At 68.3% G+C, this 19,177-nt stretch carries 14 protein-coding genes; 12 read left to right on the top strand and 2 right to left on the bottom strand.

Annotation, left to right across the window (positions count from 1 at the left end; translation table 11 throughout):
- Positions 1 to 143: 143 nt before the first annotated feature.
- The 4 genes from ACV7NO_RS04705 to ACV7NO_RS04690 are packed head-to-tail and all read left to right on the top strand — an operon-like array spanning position 144 to position 5,616.
- Positions 144 to 1,220: a hypothetical protein gene (locus ACV7NO_RS04705; protein ID WP_463404863.1), complete on the top strand. Its 1,077-nt coding sequence runs from the start codon at positions 144 to 146 to the stop codon at positions 1,218 to 1,220.
- Complete coding sequence (locus ACV7NO_RS04700; RefSeq protein ID WP_463404862.1) at positions 1,217 to 1,756, top strand: hypothetical protein; 540 nt, start codon at positions 1,217 to 1,219, stop codon at positions 1,754 to 1,756. Before ACV7NO_RS04705 ends, ACV7NO_RS04700 begins: the two co-directional genes overlap by 4 nt.
- A gap of 9 nt (positions 1,757 to 1,765) precedes the next feature.
- The gene (locus ACV7NO_RS04695; protein ID WP_463404861.1) at positions 1,766 to 2,476 is read left to right on the top strand and encodes an efflux RND transporter periplasmic adaptor subunit; all 711 of its coding nucleotides are present in this window, start codon (positions 1,766 to 1,768) and stop codon (positions 2,474 to 2,476) included.
- Complete coding sequence (locus tag ACV7NO_RS04690; protein WP_463404860.1) at positions 2,473 to 5,616, top strand: efflux RND transporter permease subunit; 3,144 nt, start codon at positions 2,473 to 2,475, stop codon at positions 5,614 to 5,616. The genes ACV7NO_RS04695 and ACV7NO_RS04690 overlap by 4 nt, the downstream gene beginning before the upstream one ends.
- Positions 5,617 to 6,195: 579 nt before the next feature.
- Here ACV7NO_RS04690 and ACV7NO_RS04685 read toward each other — a convergent pair.
- Positions 6,196 to 8,193, bottom strand: coding sequence for a TonB-dependent receptor (locus tag ACV7NO_RS04685; protein WP_463404859.1), 1,998 nt, complete (start codon positions 8,191 to 8,193; stop codon positions 6,196 to 6,198).
- A gap of 146 nt (positions 8,194 to 8,339) precedes the next feature.
- Entirely contained in the window at positions 8,340 to 9,203 is an 864-nt protein-coding gene (locus ACV7NO_RS04680) for an SGNH/GDSL hydrolase family protein (protein WP_463404858.1), read from the bottom strand.
- A 154-nt stretch (positions 9,204 to 9,357) separates the two neighbouring features.
- On the opposite strand from ACV7NO_RS04680, the gene ACV7NO_RS04675 reads away from it, so the two are divergent.
- The 8 genes from ACV7NO_RS04675 to ACV7NO_RS04640 all read left to right on the top strand — a co-directional run bounded on the left by ACV7NO_RS04675 (position 9,358) and on the right by ACV7NO_RS04640 (position 19,171).
- Positions 9,358 to 10,851: a carboxylesterase/lipase family protein gene (locus ACV7NO_RS04675; protein WP_463404857.1), complete on the top strand. Its 1,494-nt coding sequence runs from the start codon at positions 9,358 to 9,360 to the stop codon at positions 10,849 to 10,851.
- A gap of 11 nt (positions 10,852 to 10,862) precedes the next feature.
- Complete coding sequence (locus ACV7NO_RS04670) at positions 10,863 to 11,624, top strand: SDR family NAD(P)-dependent oxidoreductase (protein ID WP_463404856.1); 762 nt, start codon at positions 10,863 to 10,865, stop codon at positions 11,622 to 11,624.
- A 114-nt stretch (positions 11,625 to 11,738) separates the two neighbouring features.
- A complete protein-coding gene (locus tag ACV7NO_RS04665; protein ID WP_463404855.1) occupies positions 11,739 to 13,925 on the top strand; it encodes a TonB-dependent receptor in 2,187 nt (728 codons plus the stop codon).
- A gap of 2 nt (positions 13,926 to 13,927) precedes the next feature.
- Positions 13,928 to 15,325, top strand: coding sequence for an FAD-binding oxidoreductase (locus ACV7NO_RS04660; protein WP_463407279.1), 1,398 nt, complete (start codon positions 13,928 to 13,930; stop codon positions 15,323 to 15,325).
- A gap of 95 nt (positions 15,326 to 15,420) precedes the next feature.
- On the top strand, positions 15,421 to 16,356 hold the full coding sequence (locus ACV7NO_RS04655) for an alpha/beta hydrolase (protein ID WP_463404854.1): 936 nt from the start codon (positions 15,421 to 15,423) through the stop codon (positions 16,354 to 16,356).
- Positions 16,356 to 17,669 (top strand): MFS transporter, encoded by a 1,314-nt coding sequence (locus ACV7NO_RS04650; RefSeq protein ID WP_463404853.1) that lies wholly within the window; start codon positions 16,356 to 16,358, stop codon positions 17,667 to 17,669. Before ACV7NO_RS04655 ends, ACV7NO_RS04650 begins: the two co-directional genes overlap by 1 nt.
- Before the next feature lie 51 nt (positions 17,670 to 17,720).
- Entirely contained in the window at positions 17,721 to 18,479 is a 759-nt protein-coding gene (locus ACV7NO_RS04645; protein WP_463404852.1) for a helix-turn-helix domain-containing protein, read from the top strand.
- Positions 18,476 to 19,171, top strand: coding sequence for a FadR/GntR family transcriptional regulator (locus tag ACV7NO_RS04640; protein WP_463404851.1), 696 nt, complete (start codon positions 18,476 to 18,478; stop codon positions 19,169 to 19,171). The genes ACV7NO_RS04645 and ACV7NO_RS04640 overlap by 4 nt, the downstream gene beginning before the upstream one ends.
- Positions 19,172 to 19,177 lie beyond the last annotated feature (6 nt).

Below are 19,177 nucleotides of genomic sequence, written 5' to 3'. Positions count from 1 at the left end.
TAGCTGATTTAGTTAGAGAATTTCAGAAGATGTTGCCCTCGGCCAACATCCCGGCCACGATAAATAAAGGCTGCTCTGGCGTATGCAAGGCGTTGAGCTTTGAGAACCTACTGCATTGAGCTAGCTTCTTGGTTGGGGGTAGCATGGCGAATTTGGGCAAGCATTGGAACGGTCACGTTTACGGAACGAACACCGGTAACGTCGCACTTTCTTTGGAGGGTGAGGACAGCGCCCTAACCGGATTGATTCGGTTGAGTGACAATCAGAGTGGCGTTATCGTTTACGATGTGGTCGGTGCCTTTAACGGGGGAGCCTTGACCCTAACAGGTAAGGTTCAAGGCGAAGTCCCCGAGGGGGTGGTGGCCGGCGAACTTACAGTTACCGGCGCACTTACGCCGGAAGGCAGGATAGACGGGGAGTGGTCCACCACCATTGGAACGGGCGGCACGTACCAGCTCTGGCCGCATGCGTATCAAGTTCGACCGACAAACGTTGGTGCCTTCGCGGAGCAAATGAACACATCTTCCCGTTCATTAGGGGCGATCCGACTTTATGCTGATGATGTGAGAAGTCTCATTGCACAACTTGTAAAAGACTTTTCTCAGAAGCGCGCGGTTGTTACCTTCAATGATAAGGGAAACGAGAAAAATATATACGCCGACGAATTCGAAACCATCCTAGATGATCTCCCCGAGTTACGATATTTAAAGATTTCTGTACAAGAGCCGGAGATGTACGGTTTGAACCGCAACGCGATGGTCGAGCTGACCGCATGGGGTGAAAACACTATTCGGGTTCAAAGCGTTCAAGAAGCATGGGCCATTGGGAAAGCTGAAGCTCTTTCTCGGCATGCTAACGGATTTCAGCGAACGTTAGCAACGCAATTTAGGAAATTCGGACTAACTTTCAATGTTTTCATATTGGTTGCAGCGCTGGCGGCATTGCCGGGCCTGCCCACGTTTTGGCAACGGTTACTCTTCGGCGCGAGCGCCTTTGGAGTTCAAACTCTTATTGTCTATCTGCATCGGGAATATGTACCGAACTTCATTCTGTTCCCCACCACTCGAAAGTCGAGTTGGATTGGGCGGTTAGGGCCGGGCGTATTGTCTTGGGGAATTACGATTATTGGGGGCGTGGTTGCGGCCGTCGCTTACGGCTTGCTTAAAGGTGAGTTGGGCGGTTCGCCACTCGCAAGCGTTGTTCGCGAGTTTTTTCAATGAAGCGGACATTTCTATGGCTGGGGACCGCAGTTGGCGTACTGTGGGCGCTTTTGACTTTTTTCGCGACCAATAGCCCTACAGACGTTCAACAAAGGGCTAGCGGATGGTTGGCGCTCCCGCTGATATCCGCGCTCCCGAACAAGTTAATTGAGTTTGCTAGTAGTCCGGTCGTTTTCGCTGTCACATTTTTTGGATTAGGAGCACTCGCGGGTTGGCGATTGACAAAATGGTGGTCGCAACGGGTTGCAATGCCTTGGTGGCAGACGTTCGGGGATGAATTAGCCGGGCTCGCCTATCAAATAGGAGCTTCGGGTTGGTCTTCAGAGATTAATGGATTAAATGCGGATATTGATGTGGTTAGAGTGAAAGCCGCGGAACATGACTTTCCATTTCCAAAATTCGGCGATGGTTTTACCACGATCCAAAGTCTTTTACCTTACCTTACCCGCGTTTCTGCGCACCTCAAGGCCGACCATGTTAGCTATGCCAAAGATGTTGCTCAGCAACTTGCGGCGAAACCGACTACGCAACCCTAAAGAATAATTATGCGACTTAGATGGGCGGAGTCCGCCTCCGCCTACGACCAGGCGAAGGCCTCGGCGGACTCGGCGCGTGCGCAACTGTCCGCAGCGCAGGCCCAGGCGCGGGTGGCGCGCAACGAAACCACTTACACGACGCTGCTGGCCGATGCCGACGGCACGGTGGTGGAGACGCTCGCCGAACCGGGACAGGTCGTCACCGCGGGGCAGACCGTCGTCCGCGTGGCGCGATCGGGGCCGCGCGAAGCGCTGGTGCAACTTCCGGAGACGCTCCGTCCGCCGCTCAACTCGGTTGCGCACGCGCGCACGTTCGACAAGAGTAGCGGCAGCGCCACGCTGCGACAGCTGGCGGACTCCGCCGATCCGGCTTCTCGGACGTTCGAGGCACGCTATGTGCTGGGCGGAGCGGCCGCGCGCGCACCTTTGGGCTCCACGGTCACGATCGCACTCGCACTGCCGGGAAAGCCGGCCAGCATGGACGTGCCCCTGGGTGCACTCCGTGACACCGGGCGCGGTCCGGGCGTGTGGATCGTGAGCGATGGCACCGCGCCGACCGTCGCCTGGCACGCTGTGCAGATATCCACGGTCGGCGAGGAGACGGCCACGATCGCATCGGGATTGAAGGCAGGACAGCGGTTCGTCGCCATGGGCGCGCACCTGCTGCATCAGGGGCAGCGGGTCCGCATCGCCGTTCCGGCACCGGGTGCCGCACGATGAGCGGCGGGGGAAACGACACGCCGGATACGCCCGGTCGCTTCAACCTGTCCGCGCTGGCGGTGCGCGAGCGATCGGTGACATTGTTCTTCCTGATCGCGATCATTCTGGCCGGTGTCGTGGCCTTCTCGAAGCTGGGCCGCGCCGAGGACCCGAGCTTCACGATCAAGGTGCTGACCGTCGTCACCGCGTGGCCGGGCGCGACCGCGCAGGAGATGCAGGATCAGGTCGCCGAGCCGCTCGAGAAGCGCCTGCAGGAATTGCGCTGGTATGACCGCAGCGAGACGTTCACCCGCCCCGGGCTTGCGTTCACCACGCTGACGCTGCGCGATACCACCCCGCCCGCAGCCGTTGCCGACGAGTTCTACCAGGCGCGCAAGAAGATGTCCGACGAGGCATCCAGCCTGCCGCGTGGCGTCGTCGGCCCCTTTGTCAACGACGAATATGCCGACGTCACCTTCGCGCTCTACGCATTGAAGGCAAAGGGGGAGCCGCAACGGCTGCTCGCGCGCGAGGCGGAGCAACTGCGTCAGCGCCTGCTCCACGTTCCCGGCGTCAACAAGATCAACATCGTCGGCGAACGGCCGGAGCGCATCTATGTCCAGTTCGCCGAGGAACGGCTGGCGACGCTCGGCGTCTCGCCACGCGACATCTTCGCGGCGCTGGCGAAGCAGAACCTCATCACCCCGGCCGGCGCGATCGAGAGCAAGGGGCAGCAGATCGTCGTCCGGCTCGACGGCGCGTTCGACGATCTGTCGAAGATCCGCGACGTGGCCGTCGTCGCGCGGGGCAACACGCTGCGCCTGTCCGAGATCGCGACCGTCGAGCGCGGTTACGAGGATCCCGCCACCTTCCTCGTCCGCAGCCAGGGCGAACCGGCGCTGTTGCTCGGCGTCGTGATGCGCGAGGGGTGGAACGGACTCGACCTCGGCAAATCGCTGAAGGACGAGGTCGCGAAGATCGGCGCCGACCTGCCGCTGGGCATGACGCTGACGCCGGTCACCGATCAATCGGTCAATATCGCCGAATCCGTCGACCAGTTCATGCACACCTTTCTGGAGGCGCTGGCGATCGTCATGATCGTCAGCCTGATAAGCCTCGGCTGGCGCGTCGGCATCGTCGTCGCCGCCGCGGTGCCGCTGACGCTGGCGGTGGTGCTGGTCGTGATGTGGGCGACCGGACGCGCGCTCGACCGCATCACGCTCGGCGCGCTGATCCTCGCGCTCGGCCTGCTGGTCGACGACGCGATCATCGCGATCGAGATGATGGTGGTGAAGATGGAGGAGGGCTACGATCGCATCCGCGCATCGGCCTATGCCTGGAGCCACACCGCCGCGCCGATGCTGGCGGGAACGCTGGTCACGGTGATCGGCCTGATGCCGGTCGGCTTCGCGCAATCGACCGCGGGCGAATATGCGGGAAACATCTTCTGGGTCGTCGGGTTCGCGCTGATCGCGTCATGGTTCGTCGCGGTGATCTTCACGCCGTACATGGGCGTCAAGCTGCTGCCGGACATCGAGCCGGTCGCTGGTGGCCATGACGCGATCTACCGGACGCCGCGCTACGAGAAGGTGCGCAGCGTGATCGCCTGGGCGGTGCGGCGCAAGCTGCTGGTCGGGCTGGCCACGCTCACGGCGTTCCTGATCGCGGGCGCGGGCATGGCGTTGGTCAAGAAGCAGTTCTTTCCCGCCTCCGACCGGCCCGAGGTACTGGTCGAGGTGCAGATGCCCAAGGGCACCGCGATCGCGCAGACCGCCATCGCGGCCAGGCAAGTCGAGGCGTGGCTGCGCAAACAGCCGGAGGCGACGGTCGTCACCAGCTATGTAGGGCAGGGTGCGCCGCGCTTCTTCCTGTCGCTCTCGCCGGAGCTGCCGGACCCGTCGTTCGCCAAGATCATCGTCCTCACCCCCGACGAGGAGGCGCGCGATACGCTCAGCATCAAACTGCGTCAGGCGGCAGCGGACGGGCTTGCCCCGCAGGCGCGCGTCCGTGCGACCAAGCTGACCTTCGGTCCCTATTCGCCCTTCCCGGTCGCGTTCCGGGTCAGCGGGCCGGATCTCGCCACCGTCCGCACGATCGCGGACAGGGCGCAGGCGATCCTTCAGGCCGATCCGTCGATGCGCACCGTCAACGCCGACTGGGGCGATCGCGCCCCGGCGTTGCACTTCGTGCTCGATCAGGACCGTCTGCGCGCGCTGGGCCTCACATCGGGGGACGTCGCCGAGCAATTGCAGTTCCTGCTCACCGGCGCGGTCGTCAGCCAGGCGCGCGAGGACATCCGCACCGTCGATGTGGTGGCACGCTCGGCCGGCACCGACCGGCTCGACCCCGCGCGGATCGGCGACTACACGCTGACCGGCAGTGCAGGGCAGCGCGTGCCCGTCAGCCAGATCGGCAGGATCGACGTGCGGATGGAGGATCCGATCCTCCAGCGTCGCGACCGCGTGCCCACGATCACCGTGCGCGGCGACATCGCGGACGGCCTCCAGCCACCGGACGTCTCGACCGCGATGTTCGAGAAGCTCCAGCCGCTGATCGCCAGGCTGCCGACCGGCTATCACATCGACATGGCCGGCTCGATCGAGGAAGCGGGCAAGGCCAATGCCGCCCTGGCTCCGATCTTCCCGGTCATGATCGTGCTGATGATGATCGTCATCATCCTGCAGGTCCGCAGCCTGTCGGCGATGGCGATCGTGCTGCTGACGGCGCCGCTGGGGCTGGTGGGCGTCGTGCCGACGCTGCTGGTGACGGGGCAGCCATTCGGCTTCAACGCCATCCTGGGCCTGATCGCGCTGGCGGGCATCCTGATGCGCAACACGCTCATCCTGATGGGTCAGATCCACGACCATGAGCAGGGCGGCATGGCCCCGTATCACGCCGTGGTCGAGGCGACGGTGCAGCGTTCACGTCCGGTGATCCTGACCGCGCTGGCGGCGGTGCTCGCGTTCGTGCCGCTCATCAGTTCGGTGTTCTGGGGATCGATGGCGGTCACGCTGATCGGTGGCACGCTGGGCGGCACGATCCTGACCCTTGTCTTCCTGCCGGCGCTATACGCCCTCTGGTATCGGATCACGCCGCCCGAGAACGAAGAGGGAGGACCTGCGCCTGCCGCAGCGCCGCCCGCCAACGCTCTGCCGGCATGATGGTGGGGCCACCATGCCTCCTGTACCCTTCGGCGTTGACGCACGATCCGCAGTTGTGGCCTCGCCGCCTGCGACAAATCTCACCGCGATCGAGCGTCGAATGATCGCTCCACCAGGTGCTGCCAGTCCAGCACGAACCGTTCTCCACAGGATGCGTGCCGGGCTTCGGGTGCGGCAGCCAGCTCGCACGCATCTGCCACGCGGCCAGTGCGGCTGAGCTGCGGTCCGTGTAAGTCTGTCGGTCGCTTCCCACTGCTTGGTCGCCAACTGGTCGCCGCGGCAGCGAAGCATGTTCGACGTCGCCTCCTGGCTGAACAGCCGGTCGAGCGGATCGTAAACCAAAGCCCCCCAGGCGTCTGCGCGAGAAGGTTGTCGACCGTATACCGAGACCGGATCGCCCCCTGCGGCGTCGACGACGACGTCCGGGTGCCGCGCCCTTCATAGCCGAACGACGCCGGACCGGCGGTCCTGTACTGGTTCAGGCTATTCTTCCGATACCCGCGCTGGACATCCACGTCGCCGTGCTCCCTTGCCATCAAAGGGCCGCGCATCCGCCAGCCCGCGGGGACCGGCATCGCGTCAGTTCAGCCTCAGGCCGATCCACAGCGTGCGCGGCGTGCCGAGGTCGATCGAGCCCGCCTGGTTGCGGGTCACGACCGTCGCGTCGAACAGATTCTCCGCCCGCGCGACGACCGCGACGTGCCGGGTCAGCCCGACGCGCGCGATCGCATCCACGGTCAGCGCGTCGCGCAGCATGTCGGCCTGCAGATCGTCCTCGAACTGCCGCCCGACATAGCGGATCGTCCCCGACAGCAGCGCACCCGCGACCGGCGCCCAGCCCAGCGTCGCGCTGGCGGAATGGCGCGGGCTCTGCGCCGGGACGAACCCGTCCAGTCCCATGGACGGGCCCGATGCCCGGACCCGCGCATCGCTGAACGCATAGGATCCGTCGAGCGTCACCGCCCCGCGCGCCATCCGCGCGGTGAGCTCGATGCCCTTGGCGACCACTGCATCGACATTGCGGCGCTGGCGCAGGTCGGGCGCGATGGTCACGTTGGCGATCGCGTCGCCCAGCCGGTTCCAGAAGGCCGTGGCCCCGATCCTCACTCCCCGCGCGGGGGTCAGGTCCACCCCGCCCTCCGCGCCGCGCAGCGTCTCGTTGCGCAGCGCGGCGTTCGCCTGCGTCGTCAACGGGAAGACGACGAACGGCCGGTACAGCTCATTGAGCGTCGGCAGCCGGAACCCGGTATAGGCCGCCGCCCGCAGCGCGACCGCCTCGCTCGCACGCAGCAGCGCACCCGCACGCCCGGTCGCCGCCACCCCGTCGCGGTTCGCATAGCGCTGGTCGCTGGTCGTAACGCCCGCCGCACTCGTCTCGCGGAAGGCGCCGTCGGTGATCGTCCAGCGATCGCCGCGCAGTCCGCCAGTCAGCACCAGCCGCCCGATCGTCCAGTCGTCCTCGACGAACACGCCGGTCGTGCTCGTGCGTCCACCCGCGGTGCGCGACGTGGTAATCCTGCCTGTGACGGTGCTGTACGCATCCTCGGCCAGCCAGCCCTCGCCCGCCCGCGCATCGACACCGACGCGCAGCACGTGATCCGCGCCGACCGGCGGGCGCAGCTCGATCTTGCCGCCCATCCCGGTCGAGGGCGTATTGCGCTGGTCGAGCGTCCGGCGATAGTTCGTCGCGCTGATGACCGTGTTGGAGAAGTTGCGCGCCTGCACATAGGCCAGCGCATCGACCTGCCAGTCGCCCCGGTGCACCAGGCGGACGCTGGCGTCCTGCCCCTGCGAGGCACTGTCCGCGCCGCGAAACCGGAGCGTGCGGTGATCGTCATAGACCAGCGCCCGTGCCTGGACCTCGGTTCGCGCATCGATCGGCGCCACGGCGCGCAGCCCGACCGACCAGTCGCGATACCGCGCGCGCACCGACGCGGGCACGCGCTGTGTCTCTGGCGTCGTGAAGAACCCGTCGCCGCGCTCGAACCGCCCCGACAGCGTCGCGAATCCGGACCCCAGATCGGGCGACACCGCCCCCGCCACGCTCATCGCGTCGTTGCTCCCATAGGATGCGGTGGCGGCGTAGCGCGGCAGGTCGGCGCGCGTCGCGCTCACCATCTCGACGGTGCCCGCCACCGCTCCCGCCCCGAACGCGCCAGCGCCGCCCCCGCGCGTGATCCGCACGGCCGCCAGCCGATCTCCCGACAGCGCGTTGAACGGGATATAGCCGAAGAACGGATCCGCCAGCGGCACCCCGTCGAGCAGCACCAGCGCGCGGCTCGACGCGTTGCCGCCCAGCGCGCGGAGCGTCACGCCCTGTGCCGACGGGTTCGCCGAGCGGCTGTCGGATCGGCGGAACTGCTGGAACCCCGCCACGTCCTTCAGCACGGTCTCCACGCGGTCAGACGCGTCACCTGTCAGCCGCCCGCGGTCGATGATCGAGACACCATAAGCGGGGGTTCCGGGCGGCAGCGGCAGCCCCGCACCCAGCACGACGATATCGGGCGCCGGCGCTTCCTGCGCCGATGCCGCCGCCGGCAACAGGAATGCGATCGACGAGGCAAGACAGCGACGCATTCGGAAGGAAGCCTTTGCAAGGATCGGGCGGGAAGGAGACGTCGCTCCAGCCGCCGCGGCCCATGCACGGATTGTACTCCGATCAGAAGACCGGAAATCGCGCGTGCCTGCGTGATTTACGCCATGGCCGGCCCGCAAACCGCGCGTTACCGCAGCCTGGCGGAAATCGCGCGGGCGGTTGCCGCCGCACCGGCCGCGGTCGGATGGAACGGCGCGATTCCGCCGTTCGTCCAGCCGCGGGTCCATGGCTCGGCCGCACACGCGTGGTGCGCGTGGCCAAGACCGTGCATGTCGACCAGCACCGCACCGCCCGCGCGTGCCGCCGATCGCGTGACTGCGGCAAGCCTGTCGCCGACCTGGCGCATCGCATCGGCTTCGCGCACGTCCAGGCGCAGCACCGCGCAGGTGCCCGATCGCGGCAGGATCGCGGGGTAGGTGGCGACGACGACGATCGCCTCCGGCGCGGCCGCATGGACGGCGCGGATCGTCGCGACGAGATCGGCCTGCAACCGTGCATAGCCTCGCCCGGCCGGCATCCGCGGGCCATGCCAGGCCACGCGGACAAGCCGCCCGAACAGCGTATCGGTGCGCCGCGCTGCCAGCAGCGAGAGGTCGGAGACATAGCCGACATCGTTCCCGCCGACAGTGATCGTGACGAGCCGGGTCCGGGGGGTGATGGTGCGGACCTGCGGCCCCTGAAAATACTGGCCGCCGTGGAGCAGGTGGGGAGCCACCGCGCCGCCGCAACTCATGTCGACGAGCGCGAGACCGCGCTGCCGCGCCAGCTGCTGCGGATAGCCCCCGACACTGCGCGCGCATAGCGTGGGGCTGCCGGGCTCAAGCGCGCCGAGCCCCGCCCCGGCGGCAAACGAACTGCCGAGCGCGACATAATCCGGGCGCCCCGGCGGGGTCCGTCGCCCCTGGACGACGACGATCGCGACGCCGATCGCGACGATCGCGAGCAGTGCGACAAGCAGTCCGACGCCGATCCTCCCGATATGTCCGTGCACCGCGCTTCGTCTCCCATCGACACGGGCATCGGCACAGGTCCCGCCGCGGCTGGCAAGGCGCGATCCGCCCGCGCGACGCATCGGCACAGCGTGCGAGCAACTCCGCACAGCGAGCCGCCGCGCCTCCGCGCCACGGACGCTGTAGGGTCGCGCCATGGCATTGCACGAGAATGAGGGTCCGATCGTCCGCGTCACCGCGGGCACGCTGCGCGGGCGGACGCGGGACGGCGTCGACCGCTTCATCGGCATTCCGTACGCCGCGCCGCCCGTCGAAGACCGCCGATTCGCCGCGCCCGCACCGCCTTTGCCCTGGACAGGCGTGCGCGATGTCGCCGAACCGGGCGCGAACGCGCCGCAGCGGATCAAGTCCGTCCCCGGGCTCGACGTCGAGGCGCTGATCGGCAGCGGCTGGATCGAGGGGGACGACTATCTGACGCTCAACGTCTGGCGGCCCGCGAACGGATCGACCGCGCTGCCCGTCATGGTGTTCGTCCATGGCGGCGGGTTCGTGATCGGCAGCAAGGACGCGCCGGTACAGGACGGTGCGACCTTCGCGCACGACGGCGTCGTGTGCGTCGCGATCAACTACCGGCTCGGCATCGACGGGTTCCTGCCCATTCCGGGCGTGCCGACCAACCTTGGCCTGCGCGACGTCATCGCCGCGCTCGCATGGGTCCGCGCGGAGATATCGCGGTTCGGCGGCGACCCCGGGAACGTCACCGTGTTCGGCGAGTCCGCGGGCGCGATGGCGATCGCCGATCTCGTCACGTCGCCGCTCGCGGAAGGCCTGTTCGCGCGCGCGATCGTCCAGAGCGGGCATGGCGGCATGACGCGGAGCATCGGCACGATGCAGCGGCTGGTGACGAAGCTCGCAAAGCGGCTCGGCGTCGCACCGACGCGCGACGGGTTCGCCGGAGTCCCTCCAGAGGCGGTGCTCGACGCGATCGAGACGGTGTCGCTCCCGACCGCGCGGATCGACCTGCGCGGCGCGGACGGACGCGAACCGGTGTTCGGGATCAGCCGCTTCGTGCCGGTACACGGCGACGACGTCCTCCCGGTGCCGCCGCTCGACGCGCTGCGCGCCGGCGCCGGCGCGGGCGTCCAGGTGCTGATCGGCACCAACGCCGAGGAGATGAACCTCTATCTCGTGCCGTCCGGCGTGCGCGACAAGATCGGGCGGCTTCTGTCGTGGCTGGTGCTGCGCAAGTCGCAGCCGCGGGCATGGGCTGCGCTGAACGCCTATGGCGCTGGCAAGCGCCCCGCCGGGCGCGCGCTGACCGATGCGATGACCGATCTCGTCTTCCGCTGGCCCGCGCGCCGCTTCGCCGAGGAGCATCGCGGACGCACGCACGTCTACGAACTCGAATGGCGCTCGCCCGCGTTCGGCGGCGAGCTGGGCGCGGCACACGCGGTCGACGTGCCGTTCGTGTTCGACGCGCTCGCCTGCGCCAGCGGCCCCGAAGGCCTGCTCGGCGAGGCCCCGCCACAGGCGATCGCGACGCGAATGCACCGGCTGTGGGTCGATTTCGCACGCGACGGGTCGCTGCCATGGGATCCGTTCGATCGCGAGACCCGACAGGTCTATCGCATCGCCGCGGGCGCCGCGGCGTACGAGCCGCCGATGCCCGCCGCCCCCTTCCTGCCATGACGGAACCTCGGATGTACGCCAATCGCCTCAGGCTCGATGGCCGCGCCGCGTTCGTCACGGGCGGCGCGCAGGGGATCGGCTGGGCCTGTGCCGATGCGCTCGCGGAGTTCGGCGCATCGGTGACAATCGCGGACCGCGACGCGGCGCTGCTCGCGCGCGGCGTTGATGCGTTGCGTGCGAAAGGTCACGCGGTCGAGGGCGTCGTGCTCGACGTGACGGACTCCGCCGCGGTCACCGCCGCCGCCGATCGCGCGCAAGGCACCGAGATCCTCGTCAACAACGCCGGCATCGCACGCAGCGAAACCGCCGCGGAAGACGTCGCCGACGAGCATTGGCTCAACGTCCTCGACGTCAACCTCAACGGCACCTTCTGGTGCGCCCGCGCCTTCGGCCGTCACATGCTGGCGACGGGTCGCGGGTCGATCGTCAACATCGGCTCGATGTCGGGCTTCGTCGTCAACCGGCCGCAGCCGCAAAGCTACTACAACGCGTCCAAGGCCGCGGTGCATCAGCTGACCAGGAGCCTCGCCGCCGAATGGGCGGGGCGCGGCGTGCGCGTCAACGCGGTCGCGCCCACCTATATCGCGACCCCGCTCAACGCCTTCGCCGACCAGACAAGCGAGATGTACCGCCGCTGGATCGACGGCACGCCGCAAGCCCGGCTCGGCGAGGCGTACGAAGTCGCCTCGTTAGTCCAGTTCCTCGCCTCGGACGCCGCCAGCCTGATGACGGGCAGCATCGTCGCGGTCGATGGCGGCTATTCCTGCTGGTAGGGCAAGCGCCGGAGCCGATCGGCATAGTCGCCGGACCTTTCCGATAGCTCTCGAACACCGCATACCTGTCTGACAGGTGGACGAATCGATCCGCCGTTTCCGGAGAGGTTCCCCATGCGTCGTCGTTCGCTGCTCGCATTGTCCACCGCCCTGACGCTCGCATGGCCTGCCATCGCGTCGGCGCAATCCGCCGAGCCGCAGGGCGCGCAGACCACCAACCAGGGCACCCCCGCCGATCCGCAGGCGGACACGGGCGCCGAAACCGATCCCGCCAGTTCGGACATCGTCGTCACCGCCCGCCGCCGCGAGGAGCGGTTGCAGGACGTGCCGATCGCGGTCACCGCGATCTCTGGCGATGCAATCAAGCAGCAGCAGCTGGTCGTCGTCCGCGACGTCGCGGCCTATACGCCGGGGCTCAACATCAACTCGGACTCGGTCGGACGCGCCTTCGTGTCGATCCGCGGCGTCGGCACCACGCTGATCGACACGGTGCAGCCCGGCGTCGGCATCTTCATCGACGGCATCTACCAGCCCAACACCACCTATCTCAACTCGCCGCTCGTCGACGTCGCGCGCGTGGAAGTGCTGCGCGGGCCGCAGGGCACGCTGTTCGGCAACAACACGCTGGGCGGCGCGATCAACGTCGTCACCCGCCAGCCCTCGAACGAGTGGCAGGGCCGCATCGACGGTGCGCTCGCCGCGGGTGACAACTACGCCTCCGTGTCCGGCAGCATCTCCGGCCCGATCATCGACGACGTGCTCCAGTTCCGCATCGGCGCGGCGTACCACACGGAGGACGGGTTCCAGCGCAACCTGCTCGCGGGCGGCAACCAGAATCCGATGGAGAGCAAGAGCGTCAACGGCACGATCCGCTTCGTGCCCGCCAGCTGGGCGCGCTTCACGCTCAACGGCGGCTATGATCGCGTGTTCGGCGGATCGACGCCGTACTTCAACGTTCGCGGCCCGCGCGACTATACGCTCGACGGCCGCACCAACCAGCTGAGCCTCGGCACGATCGACTATTACGCCGCCAATCTGAAGGGCGAGTTCGACATCGACAGCCTGAACACCACGATCACCGCGATCGGCGCGTACAACCAGAGCGACACGAACGGCGCAGGCGACGCGGACTACAGCCCGATCGACTTCTTCCGCTCCACCGTCAGCCGCACGCTCAAGACCCGCACCGGCGAGATCCGCCTCGATACCAAGTGGAGCGAGCGCTTCTCGACGCTGGTCGGCGCGTTCTACAGCCGCTCGACGACCGCCAGCACCACCACCACCACGGTCGTCCCCGCGAGCCTGACCGTGCCCGGATCGGCGACGTCGAAGAACGAGAACATCGCAGGCTTCGCCACCGGCTTCCTGAACTTCGGCGACGGGCTGGACCTCGCGGTCGGGATCCGGTTCGATCACCAGAAGCTCTCCGCATCGACCTCGGGGCTTCCCGCCGCGTACGAGGCGAACGAATGGCAGCCGCGCGCGACGCTGACGAAGCGCTGGACGCCCACCTTCATGACCTATGCGTCGGTCGCGCGCGGCGTGCGCGGCGGCGGGCAGAACGGCCCCGGCGCACCCAACCTGATCTACAAGGGCGACAGCGTCTGGACCTACGAGATCGGATCGAAGGCCAGCGCATTCGGCGGGCGCCTGACCGCCAACGTCGCCGCCTTCTACAACGACTACAAGGATTTCATCGGCGCCAACGCGCTGGCGCCCTCGACCATCCGCAACCCCGCGACCGGCCAGCCGGTCGGCTTCGTCGCGATCAACCTCAATTCGGGCAACGTCGAGAGCTATGGCGCGGAGGCCGAGCTGAGCTTCAACGTCAGCGACGCGTGGCGCGTCTACGCCAACGCCACGCTGCTCCACGCGCGCGTGACCGATTCGAGCCAGTTCCGCGCAACGACGGGCTATGCCTATCCCGGCGATCGGCTTCTCTTCGTGCCCGACGCGAACTATTCGATCGGCTCCAACCTGCGCGTGCCGTTCCACCGCGACCAGGCGATCGTGCTCGACGCCAACGTGGTCGCGAAGGGGCGTCGGACCGGCGGGTCGCTCGACGCCGCGTCGGTGCCGGTGCTCGACGCCTATCACCTCGTCAATGCGTCGGTCGCGTGGCAGGCCGGGCCGCTCGAGGTCGCGGCCTTCGCGACCAACCTGTTCGACGAGAACTATGTCGAGACCTATCTCGACGCGTCGCTGCTGCGCCGCGCCGGCCTCCCTGCGCCGCTCGTCTCGAACCTCGCGATCCAGTCGCCGCGCCGCCGCGTCGGCATCCGCGGCACGGTGCGGTTCTGATGATGCACGCGGTCGCCCCTGCTCGCCCGCCGCTCGACGCGGCGCTCGTCGCGGCGCTGCGCCAGCGGTTCGGCGACGCGCTCGCGACGAGTGAAGGCATCCGCCGCCAGCACGGCACCAGCGAGGCGCATTTCGCCGAGGCGCTGCCCGACGCGGTCGTCTTCGCTGCCTCGACCGCGGAGGTCGTCGACTGCGTCCGGCTGTGCGTCGCGGCGGGCGTCGCGATCGTGCCGTTCGGCGCGGGCACCTCGATCGAGGGCAATGCGCTGCCGGTGAACGGCGGGGTCAGCATCAACCTGTCGCGGATGGACGCGATCGTCGCGGTCAATGCCGAGGATTTCGACTGCACCGTCCAGGCGGGCGTGCGCCGCGAGGAACTCAACGCGCATCTGCGCGATACGGGGCTGTTCTTCCCGATCGATCCCGGCGCCAACGCGACGATCGGCGGCATGGCGTCGACGCGCGCGAGCGGGACCAACGCGGTCCGCTACGGCACGATGCGCGAGGCAGTGCTGTCCCTCACCGTCGTCACCGCCGACGGCACCGTGATCCGCACCGGCACGCGCGCACGCAAGTCGGCGGCAGGCTACGACCTCACGCGCCTGTTCGTCGGCGCGGAGGGGACGCTGGGGATCGTCACCGAGGTGACGTTGCGGCTGCATCCGATTCCGGAGACGATCTCGTCCGCGGTCTGCGGGTTCGCCACGTTGCAGGGCGCGGTCGACACCGTCGTCCAGTCGATCCAGTCGGGCGTCCCGCTCGCACGCGTCGAGATCCTCGACGACAAGCAGATGGCGGCGGTCAACCGCTGGTCGAAGCTCGATTATCCCGAAGTCACCACGCTGTTCTTCGAGTTCCACGGCTCACCCGCCGGCGTCGCCGAGCAGGTCGAGATCGTCGCCGCGCTCGCGGAGGCGAACGGCGGCGGCGCGTTCGCCTGGTCGAACCAGCCCGAGGAGCGCGCAAGGCTGTGGAAGGCGCGGCACGAGGCCTATTACGCCGCGGTCAACGTCCGCCCCGGCGCGGTCGGCTGGACCACCGACGTCTGCGTGCCGATCAGCCGCCTGCCCGAATGCATCCTCGCGACCCGCGCGGACATCGACGCGGGCACCGTCCCCGCGGCGATCCTCGGCCATGTGGGCGACGGCAATTTCCACGTCATCTTCTCGATCGACCCGCAGGCGCCGCACGAATTCGCGGAGGTGGAAGCGATCAACCGCCGCCTCGTCGAACGCGCGATCGCGATGGACGGCACCTGCACCGGCGAACACGGCATCGGCATCGGCAAGCAGGACTGGCTGGTCGCGGAGTTGGGCGACGCGGTCGACACGATGCGGACGATCAAGCGCGCGCTCGATCCGCTGAACCTGATGAACCCGGGCAAGATCTTTTCGCTGTGAGCGGTGGAGCGTAGCCTCCTCTCTTCCCTCCCTCGGAACAGGTCCGGGTCGACGGACCCTTGCCGAAGAGCCGTTGCATTTCTGGAGCCGATCCCATGACCAGCCTCCCCCTCGTCGACCCGCAACTCCGCCCGCTGCTCGACGCGTGGCCGGCCGTGACGCTCACCGCCGAAAGCCTCGCGGACCTTCGCGCGCGCGAACTCCCGCTGCCCCCCGCCCCCGACAGCGGCGTCGATCTGGAACGCCGCACCGTCCCCGGCCCCGCCGGCGCGCCCGACATCGCGCTCCACATCTATCGCCCGCGCGACGCCGCCGGCCCGCTTGGCTGCATCTATCACATCCATGGCGGCGGCTATGTCGGCGGCGCGGCGAAAGACCTCGAGGCCTTCCACCGCCCGCTCGCCGCCGCGCTCGCGTGCGTCATCGTCTCGGTCGACTATCGCCTCGCGCCCGAGACGGTCTTCCCTGGCGCGATCGAGGATTGCTACGCCGGCCTCGCCTGGACGCATGCGCATGCCCGCGAACTCGGCATCGACCCCGCGCGGATCGGCGTGATGGGCGAGAGTGCGGGCGGCGGGCTTGCCGCGGCGCTCGCGCTGATGGCGCGCGACCGCAGCGACATCCGCCTCGCCTTCCAGCACCTGACCTATCCGATGATCGACGACCGCACCTGCATCGCGCCGCCGCACGCTTATGCGGGCGAATTCATCTGGACCCCGCACAACAACCGCTTCGGCTGGCAGGCGCTGCTCGGGCACGCGCCGGGGGGCGACGGCGTCTCGCCCTATGCCGCCGCGGCGCGTGCCGACGACCTGACCGGGCTGCCGCCGACCTTCCTGATGACCGGCGCGCTCGATCTCTTCGTCGACGAGGATATCGACTATGCCCGCCGCCTGATCGCCGCCGGCGTGCCGACCGAACTCCACGTCCATCCCGGTGCGTTCCACGGGTTCGATCTGCTACCCGGCCCCGGCGTCGCCGATCGTGCGCAGGCGCAACGCGTCGATGCGCTGCGCCGGGCGCTCGGCTGATGGCCACGCTCGCACCACCGCTCCCCGCCACCGGATTCGGTCGGGCGATGCCGTCGCTGCTCGCGCTGACGCTGGCGATGACGATCGGCTTCGCGATGATGGGATCGTTCGCGACGGTACAGGAAAGCGTCAAGGCGGAGCTGCGGCTGAGCGACACGATGCTCGGCCTGATTCAGGGCGCGAGCGCCGCGCTGGCGCTCGTCGTGTGTTCGATCCCGGTCGGCCTGTTGGTCGACCGGGTCCACCGCGTACGGCTGATGATCGCGCTGGCGCTCGTCTGGACGGTCGGCACCGCCCTCACCGCAGTCGCCACCGGCACCGCGATGCTGTTCGCCGCGCGCGTGTTGACCGCGACCGGCACCACCGGCGCGCTCACCGCCGCGCTGTCGCTGACCGCCGACCTGTGCCTGCCGGCACAGCGCGGGCGCGCGATGCTGATCGTCAATCTCGGCAAGACCGCAGGCATCGCCGCCGCGTTCGCGCTGGGCGGCTGGCTGTTCGGGCTGTCCGCGACCGGCGCGATTCCGGTCTTCACGGGAATGGCGCCGTGGCGCGCGACGCATGCGGTGCTCGCGCTGCTCAGCCTCGCGCTGATCCTCCCGCTGCTGCTGCTCCGCGAGCCCGCGCGGCGCGAGGTCGCCGCCAGCGTCCACGCGCCCTTCGCGGTGCTGGCGCGCGAGCTCTGGTCGCGCCGCCGCTTCCTGATCCCGCTATTCGTCGGACAGGTCGCGGTGGTGATGGCGGACAATGCCGCGCTGGTCTGGGCCGCGCCGGTGCTCTCGCGCCACTACGGGTTGCAGCCGGGCGACTTCGCGGGATGGATGGGTGCGCTGATCCTCGTCAGCGGGCTGGGCGGAACGATCCTCGGCGGGTTCGCCGCCGATATCGGGCAGAAGAGCGGCATCCGCGGCGGCCTGCTGATCGGCGCGCTAATCGCCGCCGCGCTCGGCGTCCCTGCCGCGCTGTTCCCGGTCGGCGCGAGCGTGACGTGGTTCGCGATCCTGCTCGGCCTGCTCACGCTGTGCGGCGCGGTCACCGGGCTCATCACCTCGGTCGCGCTGACCGTGTTGATCCCCAACGAGCTGCGCGGGCTGTGCATCGGCGCGTTCATCGCGATCGCGGGGCTGATCGGCTTCGGCATCGCGCCCTCGCTGGTGACGTGGACCAGCACGCTGCTCGGCGGCGAGGCGCATCTCGGCCCTGCGCTCGCGATGGTGGGGGTCACGACCAGCCTGCTCTCGGTCGTCGCATTCGTCGTCGCGATCCGTACCGCGCCGCTATCCGCCACGGCCGACCTATCGGATAGCGATTGACGACCTTTCGGAAAGGTGCATGATGCCCCGACCTCAACGGAGGAGAGGATCATGACGGTCACGCCCAAACAGCGGATCGACGTTTCGCCCGAAATGCTCGCTTTCGTCGGCCCCGGCCTGGTCGAGCCTGACGCGTGGCTCGACGCGGCGGTCACGCTGCGCTTCGATCTCGGCGGCAGCGACAGGCCCGCCACCATAGCCTCGGGACGCGCGCGCGACGGCGACGAGGCCGTCGTCGTCCTCGCGGTCACCCCCGCAGCGTGCACGCGGATCTTCGGTGTCCTGCCCGACGCCGCCGCAGTCTGGCATCTGCCGAGCGAGCTGCGCACGCTGGTGCTGGCGCTGCGCGACTGCCCGCTGCCCGAGCCCGCACGGACGACGCTGCGCCTCGCCAAGAGCATAGAACTGCTGTGCGCGAGCATCGCGTGCCTGCATCGGGACGCACTGATCCCCGCCGATGGCGCGGGCGACCTCTCGGAACTCGACGCGGCGCGCCTGGCGGCGGCGCGGCGGCTGATCGACGATCGCTGGCAGGAGAAGCTGACGCTCGATTCGGTCGCGCGCGCCTGCGGGCTCAACCGCGCCAAGCTCACCCGCGGGTTCCGCCAGATGTTCGGCTCGACCGTCGCGGACGCGATCGCGGACAAGCGGCTGTCGGGCGCGCACGGGCTGCTGCTGGCGACCGACCTGCCCGTCTCCGCGATCGGCTATCGCTGCGGCTACCAGAACAACGCCAGCTTCACCCGGGCCTTCGCGCGCCGCTTCGGCGTCCCGCCGACGCGTCTCCGTGCGCTGCAGGCGGCGGCGTGAAGACGGTGGATCGCCTCGAGGACGGCGGCTCGCTGGTCGATCGCGCGGTCCGCCGCGTCCGCGACCATATCCGTAGCCAGGACCTCAAGGTCGGCGATACGCTGCCGGGCGAGGGGCATTTCGCGACCGAACTGGGCGTCAGCCGCGCGGTGATGCGCGAGGCGTTCGGCGCGCTCGCCGCGCTCCGGCTGATCGATGTCGCGAACGGCCGGCGCGCGCGCGTGGGCGCGATCGACGGATCGGTGATGGGCACCTCGCTCGATCACGCCGTCGCGACCGCGCAGGTCTCGGTTGGGGAAGTGTGGGACGTCCGCCGCACGCTGGAACTGCGCACCGCCGAACTCGCCGCGCGCGGCCGCAGCGACGCCGATGTCGCCATCATCCTGTCCTCCGCGCGCGCGATGGCGACCGCGACGGACATCGCCGAGGTGACCCGTCACGATATCGTCTTCCACCAGGCGATCGCACGCGCCAGCGGCAACGCGCTGTTCCTCCAGATCGTCCGCTCGTTCGAGCCGATGATGACCGTCGCGGTCCCGGTCGCATGGGAAACCCGCCAGACCGACGAAGCGCGCAGGATCGTGCTGGAACGGCATGAAAACATCGCACGTGCGATCGCGGACCGCGACGCTGGGGCAGCCATCGCCCTCATGGACGCGCATTTCGACCAGTCGATCGGTGCCGTTCTCTAGGCACGA

This window comes from Sphingomonas sp. Ell38C01 (genome assembly GCF_055231975.1).
The sequence above is the reverse complement of the archived record's forward strand: the minus strand, read 5'-3'. Positions and strand labels throughout refer to the sequence as shown.

Coding starts and splice junctions, on each gene's coding strand:
- ACV7NO_RS04705 (WP_463404863.1), top strand. CDS start 144: ATGGCGAATTTGGGCAAGCATTGGAACGGTCACGTTTACGGAACGAAC.
- ACV7NO_RS04700 (WP_463404862.1), top strand. CDS start 1,217: ATGAAGCGGACATTTCTATGGCTGGGGACCGCAGTTGGCGTACTGTGG.
- ACV7NO_RS04695 (WP_463404861.1), top strand. CDS start 1,766: ATGCGACTTAGATGGGCGGAGTCCGCCTCCGCCTACGACCAGGCGAAG.
- ACV7NO_RS04690 (WP_463404860.1), top strand. CDS start 2,473: ATGAGCGGCGGGGGAAACGACACGCCGGATACGCCCGGTCGCTTCAAC.
- ACV7NO_RS04685 (WP_463404859.1), bottom strand. CDS start 8,193: ATGCGTCGCTGTCTTGCCTCGTCGATCGCATTCCTGTTGCCGGCGGCG.
- ACV7NO_RS04675 (WP_463404857.1), top strand. CDS start 9,358: ATGGCATTGCACGAGAATGAGGGTCCGATCGTCCGCGTCACCGCGGGC.
- ACV7NO_RS04670 (WP_463404856.1), top strand. CDS start 10,863: ATGTACGCCAATCGCCTCAGGCTCGATGGCCGCGCCGCGTTCGTCACG.
- ACV7NO_RS04665 (WP_463404855.1), top strand. CDS start 11,739: ATGCGTCGTCGTTCGCTGCTCGCATTGTCCACCGCCCTGACGCTCGCA.
- ACV7NO_RS04660 (WP_463407279.1), top strand. CDS start 13,928: ATGCACGCGGTCGCCCCTGCTCGCCCGCCGCTCGACGCGGCGCTCGTC.
- ACV7NO_RS04655 (WP_463404854.1), top strand. CDS start 15,421: ATGACCAGCCTCCCCCTCGTCGACCCGCAACTCCGCCCGCTGCTCGAC.
- ACV7NO_RS04650 (WP_463404853.1), top strand. CDS start 16,356: ATGGCCACGCTCGCACCACCGCTCCCCGCCACCGGATTCGGTCGGGCG.
- ACV7NO_RS04645 (WP_463404852.1), top strand. CDS start 17,721: ATGACGGTCACGCCCAAACAGCGGATCGACGTTTCGCCCGAAATGCTC.